At 38.5% G+C, this 17,314-nt stretch carries 16 protein-coding genes; 9 read left to right on the top strand and 7 right to left on the bottom strand.

The annotated features are described in order from the left end of the window. The first annotated feature begins 112 nt into the window (after window positions 1–112). From NL42_RS01535 to NL42_RS01525, 3 genes are all read left to right on the top strand, one after another. Window positions 113–1,021 carry an NAD(+) kinase gene (locus NL42_RS01535; protein ID WP_003650688.1) on the top strand — a complete coding sequence of 303 codons (909 nt, stop codon included), beginning with the start codon at window positions 113–115 and terminating at the stop codon, window positions 1,019–1,021. Next, on the top strand, window positions 1,018–1,290 hold the full coding sequence (locus NL42_RS01530) for a YeaC family protein (protein WP_004791223.1): 273 nt from the start codon (window positions 1,018–1,020) through the stop codon (window positions 1,288–1,290). Before NL42_RS01535 ends, NL42_RS01530 begins: the two co-directional genes overlap by 4 nt. Window positions 1,291–1,352: 62 nt before the next feature. After that, window positions 1,353–1,760 (top strand): hypothetical protein, encoded by a 408-nt coding sequence (locus tag NL42_RS01525; RefSeq protein ID WP_461311507.1) that lies wholly within the window; start codon window positions 1,353–1,355, stop codon window positions 1,758–1,760. Between the two features lie 38 nt (window positions 1,761–1,798). On the opposite strand, the gene NL42_RS01520 is transcribed toward NL42_RS01525, so the two are convergent. Further along, on the bottom strand, window positions 1,799–2,794 hold the full coding sequence (locus NL42_RS01520) for a glycosyl transferase family protein (protein WP_461311506.1): 996 nt from the start codon (window positions 2,792–2,794) through the stop codon (window positions 1,799–1,801). Between the two features lie 505 nt (window positions 2,795–3,299). Between NL42_RS01520 and NL42_RS01515 the strand changes: the two genes are divergently transcribed. Further along, a complete protein-coding gene (locus NL42_RS01515) occupies window positions 3,300–4,655 on the top strand; it encodes a dicarboxylate/amino acid:cation symporter (RefSeq protein ID WP_461311505.1) in 1,356 nt (451 codons plus the stop codon). Between the two features lie 156 nt (window positions 4,656–4,811). Next, window positions 4,812–5,957: an acyl-CoA dehydrogenase family protein gene (locus NL42_RS01510; protein WP_461311504.1), complete on the top strand. Its 1,146-nt coding sequence runs from the start codon at window positions 4,812–4,814 to the stop codon at window positions 5,955–5,957. A 51-nt stretch (window positions 5,958–6,008) separates the two neighbouring features. Here NL42_RS01510 and NL42_RS01505 read toward each other — a convergent pair whose 3' ends face one another. Together NL42_RS01505 and NL42_RS01500 are read right to left on the bottom strand one after the other, a co-directional pair. Next, the gene (locus NL42_RS01505) at window positions 6,009–6,635 is read right to left on the bottom strand and encodes a hypothetical protein (protein ID WP_461311503.1); all 627 of its coding nucleotides are present in this window, start codon (window positions 6,633–6,635) and stop codon (window positions 6,009–6,011) included. Between the two features lie 108 nt (window positions 6,636–6,743). Continuing rightward, entirely contained in the window at window positions 6,744–7,688 is a 945-nt protein-coding gene (locus NL42_RS01500) for an alpha/beta hydrolase (RefSeq protein WP_461311502.1), read from the bottom strand. 185 nt (window positions 7,689–7,873) lie between these two features. Here NL42_RS01500 and pheA point away from each other — a divergent pair, with 185 nt between their 5' ends. From pheA to NL42_RS01480, 4 genes are all read left to right on the top strand, one after another. Continuing rightward, entirely contained in the window at window positions 7,874–8,983 is a 1,110-nt protein-coding gene (gene pheA, locus NL42_RS01495) for a prephenate dehydratase (protein ID WP_003650703.1), read from the top strand. A gap of 107 nt (window positions 8,984–9,090) precedes the next feature. Continuing rightward, on the top strand, window positions 9,091–11,337 hold the full coding sequence (locus NL42_RS01490) for a bifunctional prephenate dehydrogenase/3-phosphoshikimate 1-carboxyvinyltransferase (protein WP_461311501.1): 2,247 nt from the start codon (window positions 9,091–9,093) through the stop codon (window positions 11,335–11,337). Window positions 11,338–11,464: 127 nt separating this feature from the next. Continuing rightward, the gene (locus tag NL42_RS01485) at window positions 11,465–11,848 is read left to right on the top strand and encodes a hypothetical protein (protein ID WP_336169731.1); all 384 of its coding nucleotides are present in this window, start codon (window positions 11,465–11,467) and stop codon (window positions 11,846–11,848) included. Window positions 11,849–12,019: 171 nt separating this feature from the next. Continuing rightward, window positions 12,020–13,480 carry an aminoacyl-histidine dipeptidase gene (locus NL42_RS01480; RefSeq protein WP_461311500.1) on the top strand — a complete coding sequence of 487 codons (1,461 nt, stop codon included), beginning with the start codon at window positions 12,020–12,022 and terminating at the stop codon, window positions 13,478–13,480. Between the two features lie 34 nt (window positions 13,481–13,514). Here the strand turns inward: NL42_RS01480 and rtcA are convergent, their stop codons facing one another. From rtcA to NL42_RS01460, 4 genes are all read right to left on the bottom strand, one after another. Beyond that, complete coding sequence (gene rtcA / locus NL42_RS01475) at window positions 13,515–14,561, bottom strand: RNA 3'-terminal phosphate cyclase (protein ID WP_461311499.1); 1,047 nt, start codon at window positions 14,559–14,561, stop codon at window positions 13,515–13,517. Window positions 14,562–14,820: 259 nt separating this feature from the next. Next, window positions 14,821–15,279, bottom strand: a complete 459-nt coding sequence (locus NL42_RS01470; protein WP_461311498.1) for a DIP1984 family protein — start codon at window positions 15,277–15,279, stop codon at window positions 14,821–14,823. A gap of 10 nt (window positions 15,280–15,289) precedes the next feature. Continuing rightward, complete coding sequence (locus tag NL42_RS01465; protein WP_032055478.1) at window positions 15,290–15,946, bottom strand: metal-sensitive transcriptional regulator; 657 nt, start codon at window positions 15,944–15,946, stop codon at window positions 15,290–15,292. Window positions 15,947–15,953: 7 nt separating this feature from the next. Further along, a complete protein-coding gene (locus tag NL42_RS01460; protein ID WP_461311497.1) occupies window positions 15,954–17,222 on the bottom strand; it encodes an RtcB family protein in 1,269 nt (422 codons plus the stop codon). Between the last annotated feature and the right edge of the window lie 92 nt (window positions 17,223–17,314).

Raw genomic sequence — 17,314 nt, 5'->3', positions numbered from 1 at the left:
TGAATAATTGGAAAAGTTAGATTGAATTTTACAGCATCTTGTAGTTATGTTTTTTTAAATTAATCGGGTTAATGTTATTATAGGCGAGTATCGCAGCGGAGCTTACTCATTCGTGCAAATTTCACATAAGTCCTTCAGAAACGTCGGGTTAATCGGTCGACCAGATAAATCATCAGTTGTAGAAACACTCTGTTTAATTCATGATCATTTATTGAACTTAGGTTTGAACCCCATTTTTGATCAGGAAACAGCCGAATTAGTGCCTTATGATCATGCACAGATAGTAAGCCGTCATTTATTAGGTGAAGTTGCTGATTTAGTTATTGTGGTTGGAGGCGATGGTTCTTTACTCCATGCTGCAAGGGCTTTGGTTCGTTATAATACCCCTGTAATCGGTATCAACCGTGGGCGATTAGGTTTTCTAACTGATATCAAACCGTCAGAAGCGATTTTTAAACTTGACCAAGTGCTTCAAGGGCATTTTCAACTTGATCGTCGTTTCTTACTTGAAATGGAAGTAAGAACAAATGGCGAAGTCATTTATGATGCAATTGCTTTAAATGATGTCGTTTTGCATTCGGGTAAGTCGGTTCACATGATTGACTTTGAACTTAACATTGATGGTCAATACGTTTATCGCCAACATAGTGATGGTTTAATTGTTTCGACTCCCACTGGATCAACTGCCTATGCTTTGTCAGGCGGTGGCCCAATTTTACATCCAAGCATGGATGCGATTGCATTAGTTCCAATGCACCCTCATACCTTATCATCACGTCCTATCGTCGTCGGTGGACAAAGCGAAATTAAAATTGTTATTCGCGAAAATCGGGTGTTACCAATGGTGAGTGCAGATGGGCAACATAGCATATCGCTCAATGTTGGAGATAGTTTACACATCCGCAAACATCCATTTAAACTAAGTTTATTGCATCCACCAGGTTATGATTTTTATATGGCCTGCCGTACCAAACTTGGTTGGAACCAAGATTTTGAATCTTTCCAAAGAGATGAATCATGAATATTGAACAAATGCTATCTATTTTAAACCCTGAGATTGTAGAGCGTTTAAAAACAGCAGTAGAAATTGGTAAATGGCCAAATGGCGTTGTTTTAACAAAAGAGCAGCGTGAAACTTGTATGCAAGCTGTAATTGCTTGGGAGTTAAAGAACTTACCAGAAGAGCAGCGTAGTGGTTATATTGACCGCGGTACGAAAGAAGAGGGTGAGGTATGTGAAGATGATCACCACAAACATGAGCCAGAATTTAAACCAATTCGTTTTGTTTAATTTAAGAAGCTCAGTGATTACTGGGCTTTTTTTATGTTTATCAAAATATAATAAAGACTCCTATGAAACGTTTAAAACCTGTTTACGTACTATTATTTCTCATATTGTTTAGTGGTGCTGCATTAGCCAAACAGCCGATTGAATGTTTACTCAACGTGAAGGTTGTTGCGAGTCGGAAATACACTTCACCTCAAGCTAAATATACAAGTATAAAAAACGACGGTTATCCCATGTTATTGATTGGGATTCAGGTGCTGGAGTCGCAAACAATACGAAGCTCCCAAAAGATCAAAGAGCATCAATTATATTGTAAGACACTGATTGGCCAACAACGAGATGCTTATCTTTCGGGTTCCTACGATTCTAATAAGATTACAATTAAAATAGGTGATCACTTGAAACTAAGAAATATTCATTCTTCAGGTCAGGAATATCCATTTTGGCCAGATTTTTATTATATTGAACCTTAAAACCAAGGCTATCCGATATAACCTTGGTCATTCATATATTAGAAACGACTATTCCATAACACTTTTGCTTTCAGCATTGCCTCTTCAAAACTAGTAACAACTCCCATGGTATATAAAGCGATTCCGATGGTTTCTGTTACTGCCATTTCACCGTATTCATGGTGCTGCTGACCTAACCATACTGCTTTAAAAGTTGCTAAATCTAATTCTTCTTCAGTTGGACTACGTTCAGGTGTGAGCTTTGGTAACTCATGTTCATAGAGTTCACCATTTTTGATACCGCAAATGAGTGTTTTTGCATCTGGATTTCGCTCAAATTCACCGCCTTCACCTTTAATGACTGCACTATTTTGATAGCCTAAGCGCAGTGCACTATGTTGATGGGAAGTTCTATAAGCTGGATGGAATATGGCTTGTAAGGTGGCTTTTGCATTAAAAGGATTGATTAAGCGGGCTAAAGTATGAATAGGCGAGCGTAATCCCATCACATTTCTTAAAGAAATCAGTTCACTTAAAATAGGTGAAATCACGTCTAAAGGTAAATAAGCGAAATTTTGCTCTGCTAACTGAGTACGCACTTCTTGTTCAGAATGGCAAATTTTATAATCTAAATATTCTAAAACTTGCTCAGTATAGACGCGATTAAGCGTGTGACCTGATGCACCATGCATAACAATCTTATAGCCATGATGAGCAAGCGTAAGGGCAGCTAACAAAAACCATGGGTAATGTTTACGTTTACCCGCATAAGATGACCAGTCTAAATCAACTTCTAAGGGCTGAAAATTGAGTTGATCTCTAGTGGCTTGAACAAATCCCGCGAGTTCATCAATAGATTCTTCTTTAACACGAAGTAGCATTAAAAAAGCGCCTAACTGCACATCAAGCACTTCACCTTTTAAAATCATGCTAAATGCTTGATAAGCTTCTTCATAGCTTAAAGAGCGTGAACCACTTTTTCCCTTACCTAAAATACGGACATATTGAGCGAATGGGTGTTCAGCATCTTTATAGATATTACGTTTAGTATTCATCGTAGTTCAAAAACAATAAAAATGATGGGATGCAGGCAGCTCAAAATGAAATGTCCACAAGTGTTTAATCAATATGACATAAAAAAGTGTCGAAAAAATATCAAAAGTGTTTCTTATACTAAAGTCTTAGGGCTGCATGAGTGTTTTTTGCGCGTATTAGCTAAAAATTTAACCGAATCATTATTTAATTCGAGTACACTTTCTCGTGCTTTTTTGAGCACTCATATCATAATTTTCTGTGATTCTCCTATATCTTCAGCTTTTTATTGAAAAAGTAAGAGGTTATTTCTAACTACTCAAAGTGGTTAGAAACTTCAGGTATTCTCCTGTTTTAGAAAACAGCTTTTTTTGTTTTCATTGAGGTAGTAGGAAGGTTTTTTGTTTACAAAGAACCGTTTCCCTTTTGCGGTGTTCATGTGAAAGGTTAGGGCTGTGTATTCGTAAAGAATAGACGTTTCATTTTGGTATTTCCAACGGACTTGGAAATATAGATTGAAGTAAAGTTATGGCTAAAAAACCGATTTATAAATCACTTTATTTTCAAGTGATTATTGCGATTATTGCGGGTGTTTTGGTAGGACATTTTTCCCCAAGCACAACGCAAATTGTCAATGGTGTTGAACAGCATATCCCAGGTTTAGGTGAGAAACTCAAGCCATTAGGTGATGCCTTTATTCGTTTGATCAAGATGATCATCGCACCCGTTATTTTCTGTACAGTGGTGAGCGGTATCGCTGGCATGGAAAGCATGAAGTCAGTCGGAAAAACTGGCGGCGTCGCGTTGTTATATTTTGAAGTTGTTTCAACAATTGCACTTCTGATTGGCCTTGTTGTAATTAACATTGCTAAACCGGGTGTAGGGATGAATATTGACCCTACAACTCTAGACACCTCGGGCATTCAAAAATACGTCAGTTCTGGTGAGTCACAATCTACCATTGATTTCTTAATGCACATCATCCCAGATACGGTTGTTGGCGCATTTGCAAATGGTGAAATCTTACAAGTCCTTCTTTTTGCAATTCTCTTTGGTTTTGCTTTACATAAGTTAGGTGATGCAGGACGTCCAGTTTTAAAATTTATTGACCAAGTTGCACATGTGTTCTTTAACATTGTGAATATGGTTATGAAACTGGCTCCGATTGGTGCATTTGGTGCAATGGCATTCACCATCGGTAAATATGGCGTTGGTTCACTCGTACAATTAGGGCAATTAATTCTCTGCTTCTATATTACGTGTCTACTCTTTATCTTCTTGATCTTGGGTACAATCAGCCGTGTTAGTGGATTCAGTATCCTCAAAATGATCCGCCTGATTCGTGAAGAGTTATTAATTGTACTTGGTACATCTTCTTCTGAATCTGTTTTGCCTCGTATGTTACGTAAACTCGAAATTGCAGGTTGTGAAAAGTCTGTAGTTGGTTTGGTTATTCCAACAGGTTATTCATTTAACCTAGATGGAACGTCAATTTATTTGACTATGGCAGCAATCTTTATTGCTCAGGCAACGAATACTCAGCTTGATATTCAACATCAAATCACTTTGTTATTAGTACTCTTAATCTCATCTAAGGGTGCGGCGGGTGTAACTGGCTCTGGCTTTATTGTGATGGCAGCGACTTTATCTGCTGTAGGACATATTCCAGTTGCAGGTTTGGCATTGATTTTAGGTATTGACCGTTTCATGTCAGAAGCACGCGCTTTAACTAACCTTGTTGGTAACTCTCTAGCAACGATTGTTGTTGCTAAGTGGGTCGGGGCTTTGGATAAAGATAAATTAAATGAAGCCTTAAATAATCCAGAAGAAGTGGATAGAAAAATGCTTGAGCAGAAAAGTATAACTGCTGAAGCATCTCACTAAAAATAAATATTCATAAAAAGGAAGCTCAGGCTTCCTTTTTATTGGCTGACTGAAAAGTACAGTATTAATGAGCAGCTAAGCCATGACAGTTGTGAAAAAAATGATTAGCATGCACAGCATGAGATTAGATAAAACAATAAGCTGAAGGAAAATATTATGTTGGCATACGATGCAGATTTAGAATTATTCCGTGATAATTTTAAACGTTTTATGGGTGAGCATATTGCGCCACACTACGACCAATGGGAACGCGAAGGAATCATGCCTCGTTCAGTTTGGAATCAACTGGGTGAAAATGGCTATTTATGCGTGGATATTCCAGAAGAATATGGTGGTTATGGGGTTCCAACTTACTATTCATTAATGCTGGTTGAAGAATCTGCACGTGCTGGTTTTTGTGCATTATCGACAGCTATTTCTTGTCACTCTGAAATTGCTGCACCGTATATTTTACATATCGGGACAGAAGAGCAAAAACAATACTGGTTACCGAAAATGGTAACAGGTGAAGTTGTTGGTGCAATTGGTATGACTGAACCTGGGGCAGGCTCAGATTTACAATCAATGCGTACCAGTGCCATTTTGCAAGACGATCACTATTTATTAAATGGTTCAAAAACATTTATTTCAAATGGACAACATGCTGATCTTGTTGTGCTTGCAGTAAAAACTGATCCTCAAGCACGTGCAAAAGGTGTGTCATTATTATTAGCAGATACACATCTGGAAGGCTTTAAAAAAGGCACAAATTTAGACAAAATCGGCCTGCATTCTCAAGACACATCTGAGCTGTTTTTTGACAATGTGAAAGTACCTAAAAACCAGTTACTTGGTCAAGCTGGGCAAGGTTTTGCTTATTTAATGCAAGAGTTACCTCGTGAACGTACCGCAATTGCATCTACTGCAATTGGTGCAATTCGTGGTGCAATTGATTTGGCAACCGCTTATGTAAAAGAGCGCCAAGCATTTGGTCAACCCATTTCACAGTTCCAAAATACTCGTTTTGTTTTAGCACAAGCAAAAATTGATGAGCTTGCTACAGCGGCTTTTTATGAAAGAAATGTTGCCTTATATCAAGAAGGCAAACTAGATGTAGAAACGGCTGCGGCATTGAAAAGTTTCAGTAGCGATATGCAAATGAAGGTCGCAGACAACTTGCTCCAACTTTTTGGTGGTTATGGCTATATGACTGAATATCCAATTTCACGTTTCTTTGTAGATGCCCGTATCCAACGTATTTACGGTGGTACAAATGAAATTATGAAAGAAATCGTAGCGCGTGGATTAATTGGCAAAGCCTAATTAAGCAGAGAAAAAAACAGCCTGTCTTAGAACAGGCTGTTTTGTTTTTAACTATTTAGTCTTCTGTTGAATGACAGGATAGTTTTGTTGTTTCGGTAATTGCTGTAATGCATGATTCATCTTTCTTAAAAACTCATCGGCTTCATCTTGATGAAATGAATCTTCGGTGTATGCACTACGTTCTTGGATATTGATACTACAACCTCTTATTTTCATATTTTTAGGATTAAATGACCAGTCATTTGGATCCTTTAAAGTAATGTCTAAATCACTTTCACAGCTTTTCCATAGACGTAAAAAATCATTTGATAACTCTGTTTTAAATCCTTGTGCAGGATAGACTGAAAATCCTTTCATTTCGGGATTAGAAAACTGTATAAACATGTTTACTGGCATTCCACCCCAAATGATTGCTGTATCTTCTGGTAAAGCAATGCCTGATAAATTTTTCTCTTTTAAAGCATGTGATTGCTCAAATTTCTGCCTGAAATGTTGCGACTGATAGGTCAGCTTGGTTTGGGCTGGGATTGGAATGCCACGAACTTGATTGTTGGCAGTCATCATATAGTACGGAGAATTATCAGTACCATTGCATCCTGCGATTAAGGGGCAACCGCCACAAGCCGTTAAACTAAAACTTGTAAGACCCAGTAAGCCTAAAACAATAATTTTATTCATTCTATTTTACTGTTGTTATGACATATTTAGTCAGTATAACCAATCTATGCATTAAGAGGTCTATCTTTAAGAACAACGAAATAATCAGCTTTAAATGTAATTATGTTTTTACTTGGCTGGCTGCTGTAATGGCCAATCAAATAAAGATTTACAGCTTTCTAGGTCTTTGCACGAAGCAAACATAAGGGCTTTAGGTAGACTCGCATACAAATTTGTAATGTGTTGTTCAGCAGGATTATAAAAATGCCAATAAGTAAATTGATCTGAACGTTTACTTTCAAAAGCTTTAAAGAAATCTGTTTCGTTAAATTTATTATCAAGTTGAGTGCGAGGGCCGCCTTGCTCATGTGTACCGACTGTGGTCAAAAGCATCAGAGAGTTGCTTTGTTTTTGACTTTGCCAATGATTTAACTGTTGAAATAACATGCCTTGGTCAAACCAAAGAGAAGGGCTTGCAGCAAAGTAACGTTGGAATGCATTTGGCTTTTGAAAAAAATGATAAAGAACCAATAAGCCTCCAAAAGAATGCCCATATAGGCTCTGTTGTTGACTATTAACTGGAAACTGTTTTGCAATTTCTGGTTTGAGTTCATCATTTAAGAAATTGATGAACTTGTCAGCACCACCATATTTATATTTACTTTGTGCCTGAAATTCAGCAGAAGGTTTTGGTGTGTAATCATAAGCACGTTTTTGTACATCAAAAGTTTTTTGCTGAGGGTAACCAACCGCGACGATCATGAGCGGGTCTAGACCTAATTTTGTAGAACCTGCCCCAATAGATTGAGCGATATTGACTGCACTTGGAAAGGTTGCATTGCCATCTAATATATAAAGTACTGGATAACCATGTTGGGGTGGGGCAACGGGTGGTTTATAGACTTGAATCAAATAATCATGGCCGGTGTTTTTAGATTTGAGTTGAAATTGGGCTTGGTCATTATGTAAGACTATTTTTGATGGATTTTGTATAGGAGTTTGAGCCAAAGCAGAACAAGTTATTAAAGAGCTCAGAAGAAAACTGCAAGATAAAAAGAAAAATGAGTTATGCATAATAAACAAGAATAAAATTTATTATGCAAATGATAAATGAAAATCATTATCAAATAAAGCGATCTGAGGAATCCGACCAAGATGGTTTAATGAAAAAAGCCAATACAGCCATATTGCCTAACAAATCAAAGCAGACTATTGTTATACTCTCGTTTAAAAGATGATTTTGCTGAGGCTGCATTCTAATGATCAACGATGATCAAAACAAAACGACTTCTCTTAGTTTAGAACAAATTCGCGAAGATATTGATAGCGTGGATCAACAGATTCAAGAATTATTAAATCGACGCGCAAGCCTTGCTGAAGCAGTTGCGAAAGCTAAATTTGCTTCCGAAGAGAATCCTTTGTTTTATCGTCCTGAACGTGAAGCGCAGGTCTTGCGTAAAGTTATGGAGCGTAACCAAGGTCCTTTGTCTGATGTAACCATGGCGCGTTTGTTCCGTGAAATTATGTCGGCTTGCCTTGCTTTAGAAGCACCGCAAAGTATTGCATTTTTAGGGCCAGAAGGTACTTTTACTCAATCTGCTGTGCTTAAGCATTTTGGTAAAGATGCGGTTGTACGCCCACTTCCAACAATTGATGAAGTCTTCCGTGAAGTGGAAGCGGGTAGTGCACATTACGGTGTAGTTCCAGTTGAGAACTCATCTGAAGGTGTTGTAAACCATACCTTAGATTGCTTTAAAACATCGAATTTAAACGTGATTGGTGAAGTTGAATTACGTATTCATCATCAATTCCTTGTATCTGAAAATACACGTAAAGACAGTATTAAGCAGATTTATGCGCATCAACAAACTTTGGCTCAATGTCGCCAATGGTTAGATGCACATTATCCGGGTGTTGAGCGTGTTGCTTTAAACTCAAATGCAGAAGCTGCGCGCCGTATTCGCAACGAATGGCATTCGGCAGCGATTGCATCTGATATTGCAGCAGGCATGTATAACCTTGAAATCTTACATAGCAATATTGAAGATAATCCGGAAAATACAACACGTTTCTTAGTGATTGGTCGTGAAAAAATTCCACAAAGTGGCAATGATAAAACATCATTATTGATTTCAGCGCATGACCGTGCGGGTGCTTTATTAGAAATTTTAGCGCCATTTGCAAAACATAATATTAGCTTAACAAGTATTGAGACTCGTCCAGCATTACCTGAAAAGTGGGCATATGTATTCTTTATCGATTTAGAAGGTCATATCGAACAAGAGAATGTTGCTGCTGCGATTAATGATATTCGCCCAATGGTGAAAGAGATTCGTATTTTAGGTTCTTATCCTGCCGCTGTTCTGTAATCACTTATGTTGGAATAATGACATGCATTAAGATAAGCATGTCATTATGCTTAAAAATAAATTGCTCAATGGTTTAAATATCTTTGAGCAAAAGCAAAGTTGAAGTTATGTCACAACCCCTATTTAAAAAAGTTGCATTTATTGGTTTAGGACTCATCGGGTCGAGTTTAGCTCGTGTTATTGTTGCAGAAAAGTTGGCGACAACTATTGTGGCATCTACACGCTCACATAAAACTTTAGAAGATGCAAAATCACTTGGCTTAATACACGAAGGATTTTCTGATCCTGTTGAAGCCGTGAAAGGGGCAGATTTAGTCGTTTTAGCCTTGCCAGTGCGTGCTACGCAAAAAGTGCTTGAGCAAATTAAACCTTATTTGTCAGCAACCACAATTTTAACCGATGTGGGAAGTACAAAAGGTAATGTCGTTGATGCAGCAAAAGCTGTATTTGGTGAAGATTTACCAGAAGGTTTTGTGCCAGGGCATCCTATTGCGGGTAGTGAACATACAGGCGTTCACGCGGGTAAAGTTGACTTATTTGCAAATCATAAAGTGATTTTAACGCCGTTACCAACAAGTGCAGAATGGGCGGTTGATAAACTAATTCAACTGTGGTCGGCAGCAAAAGCTGAAGTCATATGTATGGATGTTGCCAAGCATGATGAAGTGTTGGCCCATACGAGTCATCTACCACATTTGATGGCATTTAATCTGGTCGAGCAACTTGCAAATCGTGAAGATAATCTTGATATTTTCCGTTATGCAGCAGGTGGTTTCCGTGACTTTTCAAGGATTGCGGCCAGTGATCCTCAAATGTGGCATGACATTTTCTTTGCCAATAAAACAGCGATATTAAATGCTGTAGATGGCTTCGAAAAGCAACTTACCGTACTTAGAAAATTGATTGAAAACGAAGATTCTCATGCATTAATGGGATTGCTCGGTCATGCTCAAGCAGCACGTCAGCATTTCAATCATATGTTAGCCAAAAAACCTTTAATGGAGAAAAATAAGGTGACACAGCAATTCAGTATCTTACCGGGAAATAAAACTTTTAAAGGTAAATTTACCGTACCGGGTGACAAATCTGTGTCACATCGCTCCATTATGTTTGGTGCTATTGCCGAAGGCACTACCCATGTCACTGGCTTCCTTGAAGGTGAAGATGCTTTAGCAACCTTGCAAGCTTTCCGTGATATGGGTGTAAGCATTGAAGGCCCTAAAAATGGTGAAGTGACCATTCATGGTGTAGGCATGCATGGTTTAAAAGCACCAGCAAGTGCCTTGTATATGGGTAACTCTGGTACAAGCATGCGTTTACTTTCAGGCATGTTATCAGCGCAAAAGTTTGATTCTGTCATGACAGGTGATGCATCACTTTCTAAACGTCCAATGGAGCGTATTGCTAAACCATTACGTTTAATGGGTGCGCAAATTCAGACCACAGGTGAGAAAGGTACACCACCTGTAAGCATTACTGGTGCTCAGCAATTAAAAGGCATTCAATACGATTTACCTATGGCATCTGCTCAAGTGAAGTCTGGTATTTTACTTGCAGGCTTATGGGCTGAAGGTGAAATCTCTGTTACAGAACCAGAGCCAACACGTGACCATACAGAGCGCATGCTTCGTGCATTTGGTTATGATGTTAAAACCGAAGGCAACAAGATTTCACTCGTTGGTGGTGGAAAATTAGTGGGGACTGACATTCAGGTTCCATCAGATATTTCATCAGCTGCTTTCTTTATGGTGGGTGCTGCAATTACTGAGGGTTCCGATGTTGTTCTGGAAGCTGTAGGTATTAATCCAACACGTACTGGCGTAATTGAAATTTTAAAACAGATGGGTGCTGATCTGACTGTTGAAAATGAGCGTATTGCCGGTGGCGAACCTATTGCTGATATTCATATTAAAGGTTCGCGCACACTTAAAGGCATTCATATGCCAGAAGACCAAGTGCCTTTGGCAATTGATGAATTTCCAGCTTTATTTATTGCAGCAGCTTGTGCCGAAGGCCAAACAGTACTGACTGGTGCGGCAGAACTTCGTGTGAAAGAGTCTGATCGCATTCAGGTCATGGCAGATGGCTTAAAAATTATGGGCATTGACTGCACGCCAACTGATGATGGCATCATTATCGAAGGTAAGGGTAAGGCTGGTGACTGGTCGCCAATCTTTACAGGTGGTGAAGTTGAATCACACCATGACCACCGTATTGCTATGAGCTTTAGTATGGCAGGCCTTCGTAATTCTGGTCCGATTACGATTCAGGGTACTGAAACTGTGGCGACAAGCTTCCCAACTTTCACTGAGTTGGCGAATCGTGCAGGCTTAACGATCGAAGTTAGCCAATAACTTTTCACCTAACACATTTTATAATTGCTAACACAATAGCAACGGCAGCAGCGGGCTAAAGGCTTGGCTGCTGTTTGTTTATTGCTTATGCTAAGCGCAGATAATGATAAAAGTGTTAGGACAAAGGATGAAAAAATTACAATTTATTGCCAGTTGCCCAGAACATGGGGTGCTCGATCATCCGCCAAATGAATGCCATATCACTCAAGAATATGTAGCGGCTTTATTATTTAAACAATTGGGACATTATGGCTTTGATGCACAGCACATTGTGCATGAACATGAAAAAGTAGAAGTGAGTATTGATAATCATCTTTTACCCTTGTCGATTACTTGTCAGAAAACAGACCATGAAGGGCATTTGATGTGTGAAATCTCTGCCAATCCTGATGAAGAGCAAGATTGGTTTGAGAAAATTGAAACACAAAGCATTATTCGTCAGCTTGCACAGGCAGTTGAAAATAGTTTGAAAGCCGATCAAAGCTTTTCAGCATTTGAGTGGAAAAACTAAAAAATACGCCTGTTAAGACTTAGTTATGAAGTACGACTTTTTAGAAAAGTCGTACCATCTCTTTAGATTAAAGATAAAAATACAAAATCTTTCCTGAAATTTCTACCTATCTTTAACGCATTGTGTATATTGAAATTATTACGATATTTACATAATTAGAGTGTGGTTTTCATGACACAAGTTGATATTGCGGCGCTATCTCCTCAAGTGGTTTGGCAGCATTTTCAAACACTTTGTACTATTCCTCGTCCATCAAAGCATGAACAGCAGCTTCGTGAGTTTTTACAAAACTGGGCGCAAAGTCGAAATCTAGAAACTTACGTAGATGAAGTTGGGAATTTGATTATCCGTAAGAATGCGACTGCGGGTAAAAAACATGTATCTGGCGTTATTCTTCAAGGCCATTTAGATATGGTCACACAAGCCAACACTGGCACAGTACATGACTTCTTTAAAGACCCAATTTGTCCAATTCTTGAAGATGGTTGGTTGATTGCCAAAGATACCACTTTAGGCGCTGATAATGGCATTGGGGTAGCCTTAGCTTTGGCAGTATTAGATTCAAATGATATTGCTCATGGACCTATTGAAGTTCTTTTAACAGTTGATGAAGAAGCAGGGATGAGTGGTGCACGGCTTTTACAGGCAGGTGTACTAAAAGGGAAATGGTTATTTAATATTGATACAGAAGAGTGGGGTGAGCTATATCTCGGATGCGCGGGCAGTATTGATATTGAAGTCGAACAACCACTCACTTATGAACCAATTCCTGAAAATTTGACGGTTGTTAATATTCAGGTTGCTGGTCTTAAAGGCGGTCATTCTGGTGTAGATATTCATTTAGGACGTGGCAATGCCAATGTTATTTTAGCCCGCTTTTTAAATGAGTATTTAGCAAAGCTTGGTGGACACCTTGTTGAGTTTACAGGTGGTACAGCTCGTAATGCTTTACCTCGAGAAGCTGTCGCAACTATTGCAATTTCGCCTAACCAATTACCTGAACTAGAAAAATTACTCGCTGAATATCAAACAGCATGGAAAAAACAGCTACAGGGTATTGATGACAACCTGCAATTAACTATTCAACCTACTAGCGTTGAAACGAATCAAGTGATTACTCAGCAACAGCAAAACGAGTGGTTGCAAGCTTTGGCAACAAGCCCTTACGGTGTTGCAAGTATGAGTCAAGCTCTTCCAGATGTAGTTGAGACTTCAAATAATATTGGGGTTGTAAAACTAAATCGAGATGGTGGAAAAGCTGTTTTAATGGTTCGCTCAATGGTGAATCAAGAAGCAGAAGACTTTGCTAGGAAAATTCAGGCACATTTTAGCCAATTTAATATCGCTTCTGCACTCACACCGTTAGTTTCGGGTTGGACACCAAATCCTGACTCAGCTGCTCTAAAGTGCTTGCAACAAGCCTATCAAAAGGCGTTTAACATTGAACCAAATCTTAAAGTAATTCATGCAGGCTTGGAGTGCGGCATTATTGCTGAACACTATCCAGATTTACAGATGGTTTCATTTGGACCGGATATTCAAGGTGCTCATGCACCGGGTGAACGAGTTAAAGTGGATACTGTAGAGAAATGCTGGAAGTTGTTGGTGACAGCTTTGGCATCTGTGGAGTAGTTTTTTATAAATAAGAAGCTCTGTAAAGAGCTTCTTAAACTTTGACCTTTACATGAAAATGATCTGGACTTAACTCGACAAACTCGATTTCACAATCAATAAATTTTTCAATCATGGCTGCTTGAGTACGAGTGTGTTCGCTAATACATTGTGCGGTGAACTCACCACCTTGACCTAAAGCTAAAGGTAGAAGCAATTGATCTGCCAAATACTCATCTACAACAGCCTGCGAAGATAAATATAGATTTACATCTTTTGCTAAATGATCAGCTATTTGCTCTGCACTTTTGCGCATCTCACCTAAAGCTGTAAACAGTTGAATGTGATATTGATGGGTAACTTTCACATAGACTGTATTGCCTTGGCTAATTCCATTTAAATGAAATTGCTGCTGAGAGCTTAAGTTTAGCTTTTTACTTAATGTGGTTAATTCACGTTGAGCAATTTGTGCTTCCTCTGAAAGGTTTAGAGTGGCTGCAAAAGCCTCCGTGGATTGCAACGCGCCACAATCTAATAAAATTAAGCTGTTTCGATGTTGCCATGGCTGAATGGTAACTTGAATTTCACCTGCACCAATTGGAAAGAAGCCAGCTTTACTTAATTTAAAATCGACGTTAATTCCAATCTTCGCTAGAGCAGGTAAAAAGCAGTATTCAATAAAATCTGCTGTTGGTGCAAGTGAGTTGTGTGTACCTCCTGAAATGGTGAGTTCAGTGGCTTCATTTTGTAATAACAAAACAGGTAGAAGCGTTTGTAAAACTAGTGTTGTACTACCAGCAGAACCGATTTGAAATTGATATTTACCACTTTGAACATGTTGAGGTACGAAATACAACCGTTGGCTATGTAATTCAGCACCCTCTACATAAGCTTGGCTAATTTGTTGAGATGCTTGTACACAAACCAAATGTTGACGCATTAAACCTGGTTTTTTACGTCCTGCACGTATATTAATTAATTCAAAAGGTTGACCTGTAATCATTGAAAGGGCAAGGCCTGTTCTTAAAATCTGTCCACCACCTTCACCTTGTGAGCCATCAATTTGAATGGTTGTTGGCATCTTTGCCAAAGCTTTATTCACTTCTGTTTTCCTTATTTTCTAATTTAATGAACATACTGTCAGTACATGGTAATGCGAAGTAACGTGTGACTTTGCTTTTGACAAAGGTTTACTAGGTGCATAGTGCTGAGTCTGATAAGTGAATATCGATGCACGACTCACATGCTGCCATAGCCGCCTGAATTATTTTCAATCCCTCAGATCGGAGTAACGCAGGATCTTGTACTCGCCCAATATGTCCAAACTTTGATTGTGAAAATGATTTCACAAAATCTATTGTTTAATCGATTAGATCAATTTGCCAATTAGCAGCCTGAATTTTAACGTTTAAGTCACGGAGTTTCGCACTGATATCATCCGCCTGCTTTTGTAAGCTAGAAACAGGAATGACTTTCTTCCACTTAATTTCACGTGAGCTATAACGATCAGGTTCTCGATGTGTATTGGCAATCGCATCTATTAAAATCTTATGCTGTTCAGCATAACTATCGCGCAAGCTTAATAGGGACAATAATACTTTGCCATCTTCCAGTTTTGCTTGTGCATTGGTCAAATGAATACGACAAATCAATTGATTGCTTTCCTGAGTTAAAGCAAATACTTGTTTGATGAGTTCATTTGGCTCTTCACTAGGTTCATCACCCTCTTGTACCAATACATTGGCATTAATTCGTTGTTTTAACGAAGCAAGCTTTTTTTGTTGATCGCTTCGAAGTAAAAGTGCTTCTGCGAGTTTCATTTTTATTCCTTTAGTACCAGAAATACCCATGCATAATAGGTTTAAGCCAATCAAAGTAATCTGTATCTTTTATTGATTTAATTAAATGTTCATCTTGGCCGGGAAAACGCATATCCAAGTTCCCCTTTTCAAGTTCTACCTCTATAGAAATCCATCTTGGAAGAGTTTTATAAAGTTCAGTATTATCAACACTTTCACTTTCAACTATAAAAAACTCATAAATGGTCGGATAGTTTTTGATAAAAACACTAGTCGCAACTAGAAAAAGTTCAATTATATCTACATAATTTTCTGCTTCAGTATAGTTGGGTGCTTCATAATCATGTTCTAGTTTATTTCTGATGTAATTTAAACGCCTAATGATTTGAGGGGTGAAGAATCCACATTTCTCTAAGAAATCTAACTTACTAGGAAAATTATTTCTTTTAGCAATATAAGTTTCATATCCTGCTAATGAACATAAAATATCTACTCTTCTATGAAGGGCACGTTTAGCATTTGATACAGCATTATAAATAGCATGTAAGTTCTGTGAGGTGCTTAAGTCATTTCTTGCAAACTCTATAAAAGTTGCGCAATGCGGAGTATCTTCAAGTTTATGAGTCGTACAAGTAGTAACTCCTTCATAATATTTTAAATATTCAGGTTTAAGTATTTTGTGAAACATTTTTTTCTTACCCTTTAACACACACCACTTGTCTTAATGTATAAACCACTTCAACCAAATCACTTTGTGCTTTCATAACATCTTCAATCGGTTTATATGCCGATGGAATTTCATCAATAACAGCAGCATCTTTACGGCATTCTACACCTTCAGTTTGTGCAATCTGATCTTTCACGGTAAAACGTCGTTTTGCTTCAGTACGGCTCATAACACGGCCTGCACCATGCGAACATGAACAGAAAGATTCCTGATTTCCAAGCCCACGGACAATAAACGACTTTGCTCCCATTGAACCTGGAATAATTCCATATTCACCTAGACGCGCACGGACTGCACCTTTACGAGTGACCATTACTTCTTCACCGTAGTGTTCTTCCTTTTCCACATAGTTATGGTGACAGTTCACTGCTTCCAAACGTGCTTGAAAAGGCTTTGGTACAATCGTAGCCAAGGCTTTAATTGCAGATTGCATCATGATTTCTCGGTTCTTCATCGCAAATCGTTGAGCCCAACCTACGGCAAACCAGTAATCATCAAAATGTTCAGTGCCTTCGACTAAATATGCTAAATCTTTATTTGGCAAATTAATAAAATGCTTCTGCATGTCTTTACGGGCAAGTTCAATAAAATGATTACCGATAGCATTTCCTACACCACGAGAACCTGAGTGCAACATAATCCACACATGTTCATGCTCATCTAGACAGATTTCGACAAAGTGGTTTCCAGTACCTAAAGTTCCCAAATGCTTGCGGTTGTTGGTGTTTTTCAAACGTGGATGTTTTGCGCAAATGTATTCAAAATCTGCAACTAGATCAGCCCAAGCTTGATCTACCATTTCTGGTGGAGTTTCCCATGATCCGCGATCACGTCCGCGCTTAGTCATTCCATGTGGAATTAATCGTTCAAGTTCAGTACGTAGAGCATGTAAGTTATCTGGTAAATCTGAAGCAGTTAAGCTGGTACGGGTTGCCATCATTCCGCAACCAATATCTACACCCACAGCAGCAGGAATAATTGCCCCTTTGGTCGGAATCACACTACCAATAGTTGCTCCTAAACCGAAGTGTACATCTGGCATTACAGCCATCCATTTATAAATAAAAGGCATTTGAGCAGTTTGCAATAATTGTTGTTTTGAGTTGTCATCAACAAGCACGCCTTTAGTCCACATTTTGACTGGCATACTTTTTTCATTTTGCAGAACTTGATAAGAACGTTGTTGCTGCTTTTGTTCAAACTGAGCTTGTTGGTTAATTTCTTCAATGACAGACATTTTCTTTTCCTTTCAAAGCCTGCCTGCCAAGCGTTTGCAGGCAGGTGTTATTCATAACATCCCAATGATGTTGTGTGCTTTGTACTATTGCA

Source organism: Acinetobacter sp. GN11, assembly GCF_054823985.1.
The sequence above is the reverse complement of the archived record's forward strand: the minus strand, read 5'-3'. Positions and strand labels throughout refer to the sequence as shown.